The 14,823-nt window shown below is 52.0% G+C and carries 13 protein-coding genes; 6 read left to right on the forward strand and 7 right to left on the reverse strand.

Annotated elements, in window-relative coordinates; translation table 11 throughout:
• Nucleotides 1-115: 115 nt before the first annotated feature.
• The 4 genes from PsAD5_RS04050 to PsAD5_RS04065 form a co-directional block, all read right to left on the reverse strand.
• Nucleotides 116-445: a hypothetical protein gene (locus tag PsAD5_RS04050; RefSeq protein ID WP_063291174.1), complete on the reverse strand. Its 330-nt coding sequence runs from the start codon at nucleotides 443-445 to the stop codon at nucleotides 116-118.
• A gap of 133 nt (nucleotides 446-578) precedes the next feature.
• A complete protein-coding gene (locus PsAD5_RS04055) occupies nucleotides 579-1,361 on the reverse strand; it encodes a Bax inhibitor-1/YccA family protein (RefSeq protein WP_057463488.1) in 783 nt (260 codons plus the stop codon).
• Between the two features lie 335 nt (nucleotides 1,362-1,696).
• Nucleotides 1,697-4,270: an ABC transporter permease gene (locus tag PsAD5_RS04060; RefSeq protein ID WP_057463487.1), complete on the reverse strand. Its 2,574-nt coding sequence runs from the start codon at nucleotides 4,268-4,270 to the stop codon at nucleotides 1,697-1,699.
• Nucleotides 4,267-4,974, reverse strand: a complete 708-nt coding sequence (locus PsAD5_RS04065; protein ID WP_063291175.1) for an ABC transporter ATP-binding protein — start codon at nucleotides 4,972-4,974, stop codon at nucleotides 4,267-4,269. Before PsAD5_RS04065 ends, PsAD5_RS04060 begins: the two co-directional genes overlap by 4 nt.
• A 151-nt stretch (nucleotides 4,975-5,125) precedes the next feature.
• On the opposite strand from PsAD5_RS04065, the gene PsAD5_RS04070 reads away from it, so the two are divergent.
• The 3 genes from PsAD5_RS04070 (at nucleotide 5,126) to thpR (ending at nucleotide 7,860) form a co-directional block, all read left to right on the forward strand.
• Nucleotides 5,126-5,806 (forward strand): arylesterase, encoded by a 681-nt coding sequence (locus tag PsAD5_RS04070; RefSeq protein ID WP_063291176.1) that lies wholly within the window; start codon nucleotides 5,126-5,128, stop codon nucleotides 5,804-5,806.
• Between the two features lie 278 nt (nucleotides 5,807-6,084).
• On the forward strand, nucleotides 6,085-7,137 hold the full coding sequence (locus PsAD5_RS04075; protein ID WP_063286053.1) for an aldo/keto reductase: 1,053 nt from the start codon (nucleotides 6,085-6,087) through the stop codon (nucleotides 7,135-7,137).
• 186 nt (nucleotides 7,138-7,323) lie between these two features.
• A complete protein-coding gene (thpR, locus tag PsAD5_RS04080; RefSeq protein WP_057463483.1) occupies nucleotides 7,324-7,860 on the forward strand; it encodes an RNA 2',3'-cyclic phosphodiesterase in 537 nt (178 codons plus the stop codon).
• Between the two features lie 61 nt (nucleotides 7,861-7,921).
• Here the strand turns inward: thpR and PsAD5_RS04085 are convergent, their stop codons facing one another.
• Nucleotides 7,922-8,419 (reverse strand): hypothetical protein, encoded by a 498-nt coding sequence (locus PsAD5_RS04085; RefSeq protein WP_063291177.1) that lies wholly within the window; start codon nucleotides 8,417-8,419, stop codon nucleotides 7,922-7,924.
• 242 nt (nucleotides 8,420-8,661) lie between these two features.
• Between PsAD5_RS04085 and PsAD5_RS28440 the strand changes: the two genes are divergently transcribed.
• Nucleotides 8,662-8,967: a DnaJ family domain-containing protein gene (locus PsAD5_RS28440; RefSeq protein ID WP_082596895.1), complete on the forward strand. Its 306-nt coding sequence runs from the start codon at nucleotides 8,662-8,664 to the stop codon at nucleotides 8,965-8,967.
• A 31-nt stretch (nucleotides 8,968-8,998) separates the two neighbouring features.
• On the opposite strand, the gene PsAD5_RS04095 is transcribed toward PsAD5_RS28440, so the two are convergent.
• Nucleotides 8,999-10,672 (reverse strand): acyl-CoA dehydrogenase family protein, encoded by a 1,674-nt coding sequence (locus PsAD5_RS04095; RefSeq protein ID WP_063291206.1) that lies wholly within the window; start codon nucleotides 10,670-10,672, stop codon nucleotides 8,999-9,001.
• A 175-nt stretch (nucleotides 10,673-10,847) separates the two neighbouring features.
• Between PsAD5_RS04095 and PsAD5_RS04100 the strand changes: the two genes are divergently transcribed.
• Complete coding sequence (locus PsAD5_RS04100; RefSeq protein ID WP_063291178.1) at nucleotides 10,848-11,732, forward strand: YihY/virulence factor BrkB family protein; 885 nt, start codon at nucleotides 10,848-10,850, stop codon at nucleotides 11,730-11,732.
• Between the two features lie 2 nt (nucleotides 11,733-11,734).
• Here PsAD5_RS04100 and PsAD5_RS04105 read toward each other — a convergent pair whose 3' ends face one another.
• Nucleotides 11,735-12,607, reverse strand: a complete 873-nt coding sequence (locus PsAD5_RS04105) for a DMT family transporter (protein ID WP_208988472.1) — start codon at nucleotides 12,605-12,607, stop codon at nucleotides 11,735-11,737.
• Between the two features lie 165 nt (nucleotides 12,608-12,772).
• On the opposite strand from PsAD5_RS04105, the gene PsAD5_RS04110 reads away from it, so the two are divergent.
• A complete protein-coding gene (locus PsAD5_RS04110) occupies nucleotides 12,773-14,803 on the forward strand; it encodes a methyl-accepting chemotaxis protein (protein WP_063291179.1) in 2,031 nt (676 codons plus the stop codon).
• Nucleotides 14,804-14,823 lie beyond the last annotated feature (20 nt).

Below are 14,823 nucleotides of genomic sequence, written 5' to 3' on the forward strand. Positions count from 1 at the left end.
CTACGTTAAGAAAATAAAACCTCTTATTGATCTTGGCTAGTGAAATTTGGTTGTGCCCCTGAAAACTAAGCGGTTACGTTGTGGTTATCTGTGCGTGTTGGATGCATTTAACTGGCTATAAATCAGGGAATACAGCTTTTACGACTGCGGATTGTAGCTGGTGATGTTTCCAGAGATTTGAGTCGGCGTACCATCGCTTGTTCGGGAATGCGGAGTTGTAAACGTCGTTTCGTTTCTCTTTGGCCCGATTGATTATGTAGCTAAGTGGGGACTGCAAAACATAGGCAATTCCTGCAGGTATCAGCAGAACTGGCAGGTAGATGACAGCCACAATGCTTGCGATCATATGGTAGCGCTCGGCCATGGTTGGGTGGGCTTTGTGAAAGTCCCTGAACTGGAAAACCTTGCGTTCATACCAATGGAACAGTGAGAGCGGTCCGTACATTTGGTATCCTGCAGTCGATTGTGTTTCTGATGCCAGCTTGAAGCCTATATCTGCGCTGTCATTTGGCCAAGAAAAAAGCCCGGGGCGGGTGCCTCGGGCTTTTTCTGATTTGTACGCCTGATGGCTGCTGCGATTACTCGCGGTTGCCGAACAGGGACAGAAGCATCATGAACAGGTTGATGAAGTCCAGGTACAGACGCAGCGCGCCCATAATGGCTTTCTTGCCTGCTACTTCGCTGTCATCAACAGCTGCATACATTTCCTTGATCTGCTGGGTGTCGTAGGCGGTGAGGCCTGCGAATACCAGAACGCCAACCACGGAGATTGCGAACTGCAGAGCAGAAGACGCAAGGAAGAGGTTGACCACAGACGCGATGATGATGCCGATCAGACCCATGAACAAGAAGGAACCCCAAGCGGAGAGGTCTTTCTTGGTGGTGTAGCCGAACAGGCTCAGCGCGCCAAAGGAAGCTGCAGAGATGAAGAATACACGAGCAATGGAGTTGCCGGTGTAAACGATGAAGATCGATGAGAGAGAAACACCCATCAAAGCTGCAAATGCCCAGAAGGTCATTTGTGCGGCGGATGCGCTCATCTTATTGATCCGTGCGCTCAGGAAGAACACGAAACCAAGTGGAGCAAGCATAACAACCCACTTCAGCGGGCTACCATACAGTGCAACACCAAGGCTGGTGAGCAAAGTATTACCCATCTGAGCTGCTGCCATAGATGGATCAGTCGTCGTCGCCATCATTGAGGTGAGCAGTGCGAGCACACCGGTGATTGCAACACCGACTGCCATGTAGTTGTAAACGCGAAGCATGTAGGCGCGCAGACCAGCGTCAAATGCGGCTGCATTGGCATGAGAGCCAGCCATTCCATACCGCGTAGAATTATTGCGGTCGAAGGTCGCCATGTGGATCCTCTCTCTTGTTAAACACGTGTTTGCTGTTGGTCATACCAAACAGCACGGGTGACTGACCCGAGTTACATATCAGCAAATATGGTGGGAAAAAGGGCGTAAGACAAGAGTGCACCCTGCCGATTTTTGTAAAATCGCCCCTTAAAGCAAGGTCTTTTGGTATAAACTTGGTAAAACCGGACCCTATTATTAACCAGTTGTAATGTTGCTGGCGGCGCAAGACCTTAGCCGGAAAATAGAAGAGTTGGTCTGTTAACTCATAATTCTGAGAGATGTGGACTGCATCTGCGTCGATCAACGCTTTTTTACTTGATGCAGTCCACGGAGTTTTACAGATTTCGTAAAACGGGTGCAGGTTTTTCTCCCAACACTCTCCAAGTGCCTAGCAAACCGAAGCCTACTGTGAAGATGAGAGCGCCGATAATGGCGGTGATGGCCGTTACGGGCAGAAGGGTGAAGCTGCCTTCCATCACACCTGTGATGATGAAGTAAGCCGCCAGCGAGCCTGTAAAGAGGGCGAAGATTGCGGTGGTACCACCAAGGATGAGGTATTCCAGAATGTATGCCTTGATGAGACGTCCGCGTGTGGCGCCCAGTGTTTTCAGGATAACTGCATCATAGATGCGGCTTTGATGACCTGCTGCCAATGCACCTGCCAGAACCAGCACACTTGCGAGGAGTGTGATGGAGGAGGCTCCACGGATGGCCCATGCCAGCTGACCGACAAGGTCATTCACCTGTGCGATCGCATCTTTCACTCTGATTGAGGTGATGGTTGGGAAGGCTTGTGTGACTTCCTTCAGTAGGTCAAGCTCTTGTTGCAAGGTGGCTTCGCCCGGCCAGCCGACGGTTGCCAGATGGGTGTGCGGTGCGCCTGCGAAAGTGTTTGGTGAGAAGATCATCACGAAGTTGATGGACATGCTTTCCCAGTCCACCGTGCGGAAGTTCGCAATTTTCGCAGAGATCTGACGCCCAAGCACGTTGACTGTGATCTTGTCGCCTACACTCAGGCCCAGCTCGCGGGCGTTGTCGTCAGAGAAGGAGACGAGCGGTTCACCGGTGTAATCCTTCGGCCACCATTCGCCTGCTGTCACAACGGAGTTTTCAGGCAGGGTTTCAGAATATGTGATGCCGCGGTCGCCGCGCAGGATCCATTCCGCTTCTGGTGGAGCGGGATAGTCTGAGGCAGGGATGTCTTTCAGCGCGACGATGTTTCCGCGCAGCATTGGAACTGCGTTGAACTCTGTGCCTGCTGCTTTTTCAGTAACGAGAGCTTCGAAGGCGTCTTTTTCGTGGTTTTGAATATCGACGAAGAAGAAGCTTGGAGCCTGTTCCTGAGCGGCCTGATTGAGCTCACGGCGTAGGTTGCCATCAATCAGTGCCAAAGCAACCAGCAGTGACAAGCCGAGGCCGAGTGAGAGCACGACGGATGGTGTTAGGGCGCCGGGGCGGTAGATGTTGGTGATCGCCAGACGCAGCTCTGTAGAGCGGACTGTTGGCACCTTCCGCGCTGCGGCCATGATGAGGCGGGCCACGACGAGCAATAGCAGATATGTGCCGGTACATGCGCCGATGAAGATGATGGCGATGGTTTTGTCGTAGGCCATGACAAGGGCAAGGCCAGCAAGCAGAACCAGTGTCACCGCAGCACCTGCGATATACAGCGGCTTTGGATAGCGGCTGCGGGTGCTGACTTCATCCCGGAACAAGACGGTTGGTGCGATGTCATGTGCTCTGCCGAGTGGCCAAAGGGCAAAGGCGAGGGCGGTGAGATAGCCGTACGCCATGCCAAGCAGCAGCTGAAGCGGATAGACCGCCTGTACTGCGTTGATTGGCAGGATGGATTGCAAGGCTGCCATGGCGACAAGTGGAATCAAGGCGCCCAGTGCCATGCCGATGATAATGCCGATAGTGGCCAGCACCATCATCTGAATAAGGTAGACCTTGAAGACAAAGCCACCTGATGCGCCGAGGCATTTGAAGCTGGCAATGACTTCCCGGCGGGTATCCATGTAACTGCGCACAGCGTTTGCCACGCCAACACCGCCCACCACGAGGGACGTGATACCGATGAGCGTGAGGAACTGGGCGAAGCGCTGAATGTTCCGTTGCAGGCTTGGGGCTGCTTCCAACTTGGAGCGGATACGCCAACCAGCATCAGGGAACTGACTGTTTGTCCGGTCAATGGCTTGCTGGAGCTGATCTTCCGGCACGTTGTCGCCCATGCGGACGCGGTACGTGTAGTTGACCAATGAGCCGGGGCGGATCAGGCCAGTGTCTTGCAATGCTTCCTGAGAGATGAGGAGGCGAGGACCGACTGTCATGCCAGACGAGAGTTTGTCCGGTTCCAGCTCAATTGTATCGGCGATGCGGAACTCGGTTTTGCCGACGGCAATCTGGTCACCAACTTCCAGACCAAGGCGTGCCAGTAGGGCAACTTCAGCCACAGCATTGCGCAGGCCTTCTGTTCTGCCGTTGATGGTCGCTTGCAGGTCCTTGCCAGAGGAGAGGTCGAACTCACCAATCAACGGGTAAGGATTATCAACTGCCTTTAGCTCAACCAGTGTCTGGTTACCTGCGGTGTCGGTACGGGCCATCGCGCGCAGGCTGGAGATTCTGGAGATGTCGCCCATACTTTGCAGGTGGGCGAGCTGATCTGGTGTTGCTTCTCGGTGAATGAGAGAGAATGCGAGGTCGCCGCCAAGGATGGCCTGACCTTCTGCTGAAATGCCTTCTGTCAGCGCACGGGAAAAGGAGGCAACGCCAGCAATGGCGGCCACGCCCAGTGCGATACAGGCGATGAAAACGTAAAACCCTTTGAGGCCGCCCCGCATTTCACGCAGGGCAAAACGGGCAGCAAGGCCAAAGCCGGGCTGGAAACCGTTTGAGTTGCTTTGGCTCATTGGGCGCGTACCTCACGCACAGCAGGTGTTTCTTCCTCAACGGTGCCGGAATGCACCCGGATCTTGCGTTGACAACGGTCTGCCAGAGACGGATCGTGGGTGACGAGAACCAGTGTGGTGCTCTTGCGCTCCTGCGCATTAAACATCAGCTCGATGATTTGCTCACCAGTAGTTTCGTCCAGATTGCCTGTTGGCTCATCTGCGATCAGAATTTCAGGGTTGGTGACGAGGGCACGGGCGACGGCAACGCGTTGCTGTTCACCGCCAGAAAGCTGAGTTGGGTAGTGATTGAGGCGGTGGCCAAGGCCAACGGCTTCCAGCTCTTCCTTCGCACGATCAAATGCTTTGAGGTCACCAGAAAGCTCAAGAGGTACAGCGACATTTTCCAGAGCGGTCATGTTTGGGACCAGGTGGAAGGATTGGAAGATGATGCCGACGTTCTGACCACGGAAACGGGCGAGTTGATCCTCGCTCATTGCGCCGAGTTCCTGCCCTGCGGCTTTGACGGTGCCTTTGTCTGCGCGTTCCAGACCTGCCATTACCATGAGCAAAGTAGATTTGCCTGAGCCGGATGGTCCAACGAGGCCGACGCTTTCGCCGGTGCTGATAGAAAGATCAATACCTTTGAGAATATGGGTGCGGCCTGCGCCATGGCCCAGGCTGAGGTGAACGCCGTTTAAGTCTAATGCGGGATTACCTGTCATTCTTCTACCTTGATGTGCAGGCGATGCAAATCTCTGAATTACATCTTATAATAAATTTGTTGGCGGCTCTTGTCGCAGCCGCACTTGGGAAGCATATGGGTAGGGTGGATTGCATCGTCCAGCTCGGTTTGAAAAAATCTAAGGTATTTGAATGTCTGGATCACGAAAAGTTGAAGCTAAATCTGGTGTGCTGCGTTTTTTCAGTGGTGCTGTCGTTGCGCTGGGCCTTGTGTTTGCAAGTGCCTCAAGCGGAATGGCGCAGGATGGAGCCGAGCCGGTGAAGCTGGTTGCCTTCGGTGATAGCCTGACGGCTGGTTATCAATTGCCACCTGAAGATGCCTTTCCCGTAAAGCTGGAGAAGGCTTTGCAAGAGCGGGGCTATAACATCACCGTGGTCAATGCTGGCGTATCTGGTGATACCAGCTCTGGTGGCCTTTCGCGGCTCGACTGGTCCGTGGGCGATGACGTAGACGGAGTGATCCTTGAACTGGGTGCAAACGATGCGTTGCGCGGGCTGGATCCGTCAATAACGCGCAAAAACCTGGATGCAATGCTGGAACGGTTGGGATCACGCGATATTCCGGTGCTGCTTGCTGGTATGATGGCGCCGCCTAATCTGGGTGATCAGTATGGTCAGGAGTTCAACTCCATCTATGGTGATCTTGCGCAGAAGCATGATGCGTTGCTTTACCCGTTTTTTCTGGACGGTGTGGCAGCGGAACCTGAGCTAAACCTTGGTGATGGCATGCATCCAACGGGTAAAGGTGTTTCGATCATTGTCGAAAAAATTCTGCCTTCTGTTGAACTGCTCATCGAACAGGCTAAATCATAAGAGCTGATACTCTTCCTTTTCAGGCTGGAACGCAGAGTCTGCTTTAAAGTATTGACTTACTGCGCCTTCCTGTCGGAAAAACACATCCTACTTTTCGAAGATGTGCTTGGTATGCTTACCAGACCACTTCCTCTGCCCACCTCCATCCATGAGGCAGATTTAGCAAAACAGAATTCGGGGCATGATCCGTTGTCTTTGGACGAGGCTGGATCTTTGTCCTTTATGTCCAATTAGGGCGTGAGAATGAAAAGCAGCTTGGGGCTGCAAATGGGGAATACATGGAATTTCGTAAATTGGGGCGTACAGACCTCAACGTTTCCAGCATCTGTCTTGGTACGATGACATGGGGTGAACAAAATACCGAAGCTGAAGGCCATGCTCAAATGGATTATTCCTTAGAGCAGGGCATCAATTTCTTCGATACTGCAGAGCTTTATGCTGTGCCGCCGAAGCCAGAGACCAAAGGCCGTACTGAAGAAATTATCGGAACATGGTTCAAGAAATCCGGTAACCGCGACAAGGTTGTTTTAGCAACCAAGGTTGTTGGCCGTTCTGCTCAGGACTGGCATCGTGAAGATGGTTCCACAAGCCAGCTTTCTCGTGCACAGATCATGGAAGCAGTGGATGCCAGCCTGAAGCGTTTGCAGACAGACTACATCGACCTTTACCAGCTGCATTGGCCAGATCGCAATGTGTCCGGCTTTGGTTCTGTCAGCACCATCTGGCAGGATGCGGACCCTGCAGAAGACGAAAATGCGATCCATGAGACTCTTGAAGTTATGCAGGGGCTCGTGAAAGCAGGCAAAATCCGTCATTTCGGTCTTTCCAACGAAAGCCCTTGGGGCACCATGAAGTTTGTGCAGGAATCTGAAGCGCGTGGGTTGCCACGGGTTCAGTCTATCCAGAATGCTTATTCTCTGGTGAACCGCTTGTTTGAAGTGGGTGGCGCCGAGATTGCACAGCGGGAGAATGTTGGTCTGCTGGCGTACTCTTCTCTGGCACAGGGGTATCTGACTGGTAAGTACCGGAATGGTGCGTTGCCAGCAGGTGCGCGTAAAACACTGTTCAAGCGCCTTGGCCGTTATGAGAACCCGTTTGGTCAGAAAGCTATTGATGCGTATTGCGACCTGGCAGAAGAGCTGGGTGTTGATCCAGCAGTTATGGCGCTTTCGTTTGCTCATTCCCGTTCATTCGTGACCTCTGTGATCATTGGTGCGACGAACATGGAGCAGCTGGCGACAGATATTCGTGCGACAGACTTTGAGATGACTGACGAGGTTGTGGCACGGATTAATGATATCCATCTGCAGTACTCCAATCCATGTCCGTGATTGGCAGATAGTTCTCTTTTATCTGTAGAGACAGAATTGTGCCGGAGCCTTGTGTGGGCTTCGGCATTTTTTGTTTTAAGGGATGGAAAGAAAATCCCCAGATGTTCGTAGAGCTGTGATTTTCTGCTTGTACTCTGGCGTTAAACGTGAGCTAATTTATCATCTGCATTAGTGGAGGGTCCTGATATGCCTCGCCTTTTCACTGGCCTAGAGCTGCCTTCGGGCACCGGGATGATGTTGAGCCTTATGCGCGGAGGGTTGCGCGGCGCTCGATGGATCGACCCAGAAAACTACCACATCACATTACGGTTTATAGGCGATATTGATGATCGCATTGCTGACGAAGTAGCCTATGAGCTGGCACGGGTGAATCGTGCTCCGTTGACGATCAAGCTGACCGGGCTGGGATCGTTTGGGGGAGCCAAACCACATGCGCTTTGGGCACGTGTTGAGCCCACTCAGGAGCTGGCGGAGCTTCAGGCTGAGCAAGAACGCATCTTGCAGCGGCTCGGTCTACAAGCCGCTCGGCGCAAATATACGCCGCATGTGACATTGGCTCGGTTGAGGGGGACATCCCCTGCAGAGTTGGCACATTGGCTCGAGATACGTGGTGAATTCTCAGCGCCTGCATTCACCGCTGGGCGGTTTGTGCTCTTCTCAGCAAAAGCGGCAGTGGGCGGCGGACCGTATCTGGTGGAAGAAAGCTATCCGCTGGCTGCCTGACTTGATGGGTTGATTGGGAGAGGTGCCGTACTGGTGCACGCGTCTCTATGAGTAGAACCACTTAGGGCAGGTAGGAGGAGACGTTCTTCATTATCTGACTGCTCTGTCTCTCCAGCCGCCATGAGGTTTGGTGTACTAAGCCTGCTGCTGAGTGGGTTCCTGTCAGCTGATAGATGTCCTTGTTCAGGAAGGCGAGCAGTTCGTCTAGTTCCTGACGCGGGACATAACTGAGGGCGCCAGTTACATGCGCGTAGGCCAATGATGCTGGTTTAGCTGGAATAGTGTTAGTCGCTGTTTTCACTCGATATCGGATCAGCTTTGATTTGGGCTCAAGCCGTACAAGCTTTGATTTTGCTTTGAGCGGTTTCAGAGAGGACTTTGCTGGATAGCGTATGAGTTTGCTGTCGGTGGAAATTGGTTTCAATGCATTCTTAGAGGGGGCACTGATTTGAGTAAGGCCCGGGCCAACGGCGCGGGTCTGGGTTAATGCCCAGGTGCTACCAGCTAATGCCAGTGCTGAGCCCACGACAAGACTTGCAAAAATAAGAGGCCGCAACATCGCGCTCTCCAGTTCGATATAAATTAAATAAAAATTTAACTAAAATGTACCGTGCAAATTGCATAATGCAACCTGAGATGGTGAATTTATTAGCGTAAAGTTAAAATCGATAATTTGGTCCGATTGTAAGTTAATTGTATTCAGCAAAAAAATTTAGAAAAATTGCATATGAACATGTTGCAGCCACAGTCATCAGAGAAATTGATCTAAGAAAAACAAAGGATAGAGGTCTGTTTATGGGAATGGATCGACTAATCGAGCAACAAATTCGCCGATCACAGATGAATGGTTCTATGGATCACCTTGAAGGTGCGGGAAAACCTATCCCCAGAAGGTCCGGGACAAATTTCGCTCAGAGCGCACAAATGAGTGTGGTGAATGGAGCTGGTGGTAGCATTCAGGGAGAACTGACTCTGCGCCGCGAGATCTCCACATTGGAAGATCAGCTTAAAGCTGCGACCAAGACTGACGAGCGATTTGAAATAAGAAAGACGCTTATGGATAAGCGCCTTGAACTCTCAGTTTATGAAGAAGCGCGACGGAAATAGTCGCGCTTCCTGTTCTTTTCGGGAAAACGCTTTACAGCTCGGTTTCATCCAGCAAACGGCGTGCGATTACCTGCGCCTGAATTTCTGCTGCGCCCTCAAAGATTGAGAGAATACGTGCATCGCAGAGTACGCGAGAGATCGGGTATTCCTGTGCAAAGCCGTTGCCGCCATGGATCTGCAATGCGTTGTCTGCCGCAGCCCAGGCCACGCGTGCGCCCAGTAGTTTCGCCATGCCTGCTTCCAGATCACAACGTCGGCCACTGTCTTTCTCCCAAGCAGAGAAGTAGGTGAGCTGGCGGGCGATCATGGTTTCGCAGGCGATGATGGCGAGCTTGTCGGATACACGCGGGAAGTTGATGAGTGACTTGCCAAACTGGACACGCTCTTGCGCATAACGCAGGCCAAGGTCCAGAGCGCATTGAGCAACACCGATTGCACGGGCGGCAGTTTGAATGCGGGCGGACTCGAAGGTTTGCATGAGTTGTTTGAAGCCCTGACCTTCCACCTGACCCAGCAGGTTTTCGTCTTTGACTTCAAAACCATCAAACGCGATTTCGTATTCCTTCATTCCGCGATAGCCGAGAACTTCAATCTCACCACCTGACATGCCTTCAGCCGGGAATGGCTCTGCATCTGTTCCGCGAGGCTTTTCCGCGATGAACATGGACAGGCCCTTGTAACCAGGCTCTTCCGGCTTGGTGCGGGTGAGCAAGGTCATGATGTCGGCACGGACCGGGTGGGTGATCCATGTTTTGTTGCCGGAGACTTTCCATGTGTCGCCGTCTTTAACTGCGCGTGTTTTCAGTGATGCGAGGTCGGAACCGGTGTTTGGTTCGGTGAAGACTGCGGTTGGCAGAGTTTCACCAGAGGCGATGCGTGGGAGCCACTTGGCTTTCTGTTCTTCCGTGCCGCCGCCGAGAATGAGTTCTGCTGCGATTTCGGAGCGGGTGCCAAGAGAGCCAACACCGATATAGGCTCGGGAGAGTTCCTCTGAGACCACGCACATGGATTCTTTGCCAAGACCCATGCCGCCGAATTCTTCCGGAATCGTCAGGCCGAATACGCCCATCTCTGCCATCTCATTGATGATCTCAAGAGGGATGTATTCGTTTTTCAGGTGCCATTCGTGAGCAAATGGAGTGACCTTTGCTTCGGCAAACTTTCGCATCTCTTCGCGAATTTGCTCGTAGGTCTCGTCCAGTCCAGTTCCGCCGATGGTGGATTGACCTTCTGCGTGCTGCATGAGTTCTGCAAGACGCGTGCGCAAGGCTGGTTGGGTGCCGTCTGCAATGATTGCTTCAACAGCTTCGGTGTGATGACTGTTGGCTTCACTGCGGCTGATGCCCAGATCAGAGAGGCGAAGGATTTCGCCCTGACTCATTGGTAGGCCGCCAAAGACTTGTGCGGTGTATTCTGCAAGGCCTATGCGCAGGATCAGGCTTTCCACTTCGCCGAAGGTGCCTTCGGTTTCCAACCGTTCGCCATATGCGTTCAGCTGCTTGAGGGCTTCCACATAAGTTGCAAGCCAGGCAAGACCGTGGGTGGCACGCTGTTCCTGCTCCATGAGAGCGGAGGCGATGCGGCCATCCTTCAATACGCGCAGTTTTACGTTTTTGCGCGCGATGCCAAGCAGAGCTTCAAGAGATTTTAGCGCCTGAGCACGTGTTTCTTTCGATGGTGCGACTGCTTGTTCTATTGTATTCACCGTTTCCGACACGGCTTGCCTCCCTCAATCCACTCGGTCATTGTGCACTGCAAACTTAAATGGGATGTGTATTTGTGCAATGCCCTAAAGGTGGGAGCTTTCTTCATGAATATTTCTTGAAGTCCCGTCTATTATCTAACTTGAAACTTACAGAGAGACAGACCAGATCAGTTTTATGAAGAAACGTGGCCTTTGGGGAAAATTGTATCAGGTGCTTGCAGATGCTCTCGGGCATTTTAACTCTGATGATGGCTATGCTGTGGCGAGCCATGTGGCTTTGTCATCGTTGATGGCTCTGTTTCCATTTTTGATATTTGTGGCGGCGTTCTCAGGTTTTCTTGGTCTGAACTCGGTTGCACAAAGTGCGACGGAGTTGATCTTTGATGTCTGGCCCGAACGTGTGGCTGGCCCTGTTTCCGGTGAAATCAAAGCCGTTCTCACTCAGTCACGTGGTGATTTGCTGACCTTTGGTGTGGTCGTCACGCTGTGGTTCTCGTCCAATGGCGTTGAGGCCATGCGAGTCGGGTTGAACCGTGCTTATCGTGTTCGAGATAATCGCAGTTGGTTCTTCTGCCGAACACAATCCATTCTGGCGGTTCTGATTGGAACGGCTGTTTTGATGGTTTCAACGTTCTTGATCGTGTTTGGTCCGCTGGCTTGGGAATGGGCTGTTCATCTGGCACCGGTTATGGAGCAGTTTAGCTACAAGGCGAATATTGTCCGTTATGGCATCACATCTTTGTTGCTGATGTTTGCTCTGCTGGCAGCTCATATGTATCTGCCGGCTGGCCGTCGTAGCTTCTTTGAAGTGTTGCCCGGTATTATACTGACAATGATCCTCTGGATTATCGCTGGTACAGCCTTTGGTGCTTATCTGGCGCGGTGGGCGAACTATGTGTCTTTGTATGCTGGTCTAGCTGGTATTATGACGGCCATCATCTTTATGTATCTGACAGCCGTCATCTTTATTCTAGGCGGCGAGTTTAATGCGGCGCTTATGCGTGTTCGCCGTGTGAACCAGCGTGTTGAGGCTGGTCCTTGTTCTGATGCAGAAGGCTGAGCTTAAGCTTTCTGCTTTGGCCGACAAACTGCGATTGCTACCACAACGATTGCCATGCCAATCAGCTGAATGAGGTTGAGCGTCTCTCCGAAAAGGAAGTAGCTTTCGATAGCCGCTGCGACGGGCGTCAGGTAGAACAGCGTTGCTGTTGTTGACGCGGCTCCATGCTGGAGCAGGTACATGAGCAGCAGGACTGCCCCCACAGACAACACAATGACCAGCCATGCCAGCGCGAAGATCAAATCCCCTGACCAGGTGATGACCCAGCTTTCTGTCATGGACAACGGCAGCGTTATGAGCAAGGCGCCGAAATACTGGTAGAAGATGCCTGTAACCAGATCAGTATTCAATGGCTGACGCTTTTGCCATGTGGTGCCGAAGGCGATGCCAAGGGTTGCCACAAAGGCGGCTGCTACAGTCCAAAGAGGGATCTGCGCAACGCCGCTTCCCATCTTAGGCAGGATCACCAGCACGATACCAACAAACCCGGCGGCCAGGCCGATCCATTGGCGCGGCGTCACATCTTCTTTCAGCAGGAAATATGCAAGTGTGCCGGTGATGAAAGGCTGCAAACCAGTGATGAGAGCGGTTACGCCTGCTGGCATCCCGTTGTCGATGGCCCAGAAGACACCCGAGAGATAGATGCCATGGACCAGCATGCCTGTGATGACGGCATGGAGGACCTGCTGGCGCGTTAAGGCAAAGCTTCTACCAGATAGCCAGATAATGATGCCCATCAACGGCAGGACGAGCAGAAAGCGGAGACTCAAGAACGCAAAAGGCTCTGAGTAGGGCGCTCCAAGGCGTGCACCGATGAAACCGGTGGACCAGAGCAAAACGAAGATAATGGGAACTAATTTGGTAAGCGAGAGCAATGGTGTGTCTTATTTTTATGCGTCCTTAGCACATGACGCTGGGTGGGGTGAGCAACAAAATCATTTGTGCGATGCATTATTTGTAATCTTTAAACGATTTGAACTTATACCTGTGAGGAATAATTAAAAATACTATTAGTAATTTTATCGGTCTAGGGGTCTCCGATGCGAGTAAATTGGAAGCGGGCTATTTCTTCTACGGGAAATAAAGTTTTCTCGTTAACTCGAAATGTAAGTATTCGGTTTCGGGCAATTGCTCTTGGTATTCTGACACTTATCGGATTTGGTGGTGTTGGCTTTGTTTATCTTTGGAGCCAACAGCAAACGGAGGCTGCCTTTCTGCAGTCGAAAGAATACACCGAACTTGCTGAGTTGAGCCAGACAATTGCAATTACCGCAGGTGTGCTGCAATCGACTCAGAAAGATTATGAAAATGTGCCGAGTGACAGTCTGAAAAGTCGATTCGATACGTTGGTTGGTGAAGCGCAGACTGAATTGCAGGAGTTAAATGCGCTCCCAGTTGCCATGGATTATTTCCTTGAGATCTCTGATGCACGGGACACGATTGACGCAATCAGTGGTGCCTTTGAGATGTTGCATGGCTACCAGTCTACGCTTGGATATGATGCGGACCGTGGCTTGCAGAAAGAGCTGTCCGCCGCGCTTTCTCAAGCAGAATCCGCCGTTAAACAAAAGCACAGACGTAGCAAAGACCCTAATACGCTGAAGCTGATGCATACGTTTAGTGATCTGGCGCGTGCGCAACTGGACTATGCGCTTACGGGTAGCCAAAATTCTCTGGGTGCGTTTGAAGTTGCATTCTCCCGTTATGAGCGCACCGTGCCGCGAGCACAAATTGACCCGGCTGTTGCTGAGAAGGTCAAAACCAATATGCTGGCCTACAAGAAGGCGTTTGAGGCTTACTCTAAGGCCTTTGATAAGCGGGCGACGAGTTCTGAGCTGCTGGCGAATCTGTTTGACCTTCTTCCGCCACGGCTTGATGAGTTGAAAAACTCTGCGGTGCAGGGTGCGAATGATGCGCAGGCGCGTCTGACAGAGACCACACAGCAGACAAACCTTTATCTGGGTATTGCAGTTGGTGGTATCGCGCTAACGCTGTTCATTCTTGGCTCTCTCCTGATCTTCGGTATTTTGCGTAATCTGAATGCGTTGCGTAATGCTATGGCATTGCTTGCGAAGAATGATTTGTCAGCTGTGATCCCTCTCAATAAAGGCGGTAAAGAGATTTCCGCGATGGCGCAAACACTTCAGGTGTTCCGCGACAATATTGAGGAGCGCCGGATGCTGCAGGATCAGCAAGATCATGAAAATGCTGAGAAACAGGCTCGTGCCGAGCAAGTCGACAATCTCATTGTTGGTTTTGAGCAAACCGTTGCTGAGGCTTTGAATAGTCTGCATAGCGCTGCAGATGGGCTTGGTGAGGCCTCTAATGATGTGGGATCTGCTGCGGACAACGTATCGAAAGAAGCTGTATCTGCAGGCCGTGCCGTTGAGAGTGCTGCTGAGAATGTTTCCAGTGCATCTGCTGCAACGGAAGAGCTGGCCATGTCTATCAACGAGATTGCTGGACAGGCTGAGCAGTCAACGAGCGTTGCAGACCGTGCGGTTGAAGGTTCCAAGGCAACTGCTGAAACCATGAATCTGTTAAGTGATGCCGCAAACCGTATTGGTGAAGCTGTTGGGCTCATTCGTGATATTGCGAACCAGACCAACCTGCTTGCTTTGAACGCGACCATTGAAGCGGCCCGTGCAGGTGAGCACGGCAAAGGCTTTGCTGTGGTGGCGTCTGAAGTGAAGATGCTGGCAAACCAGACTTCTCAGGCAACCGAAGAAATTGCACAACAGGTTGGTTCCATTCAAGAAGCCTCAGCAGAAGCGGTTGGCGCTATTGGTGACGTGAGTGATGTTATTCACGAAATGAGCCAGATCGCGGCGGCTGTTGCAGCATCTGTTGAGCAGCAGAACGCAGCTATTCAGTCGATTACCGAGAATGTGGCGAATGCGACGCAGAGCTCGCAAGAAGGAGCGAGTGCAATGCAGATGGTTGAAAATGCATCCAGCAATGCACGTAGCACTGGTGGGACAGTGTCTGATCTTGCCGACGCGCTTTCTCGTCAGGCAGATCACATCAACAATACTGTTGGTACATTCCTTGAAAAAGTGCGTGCTGCCTAAAGCAGTTTGCTTTCGTTTCG

This window comes from Pseudovibrio sp. Ad5 (genome assembly GCF_001623095.1).
Taxonomy (GTDB): Bacteria; Pseudomonadota; Alphaproteobacteria; order Rhizobiales; family Stappiaceae; genus Pseudovibrio.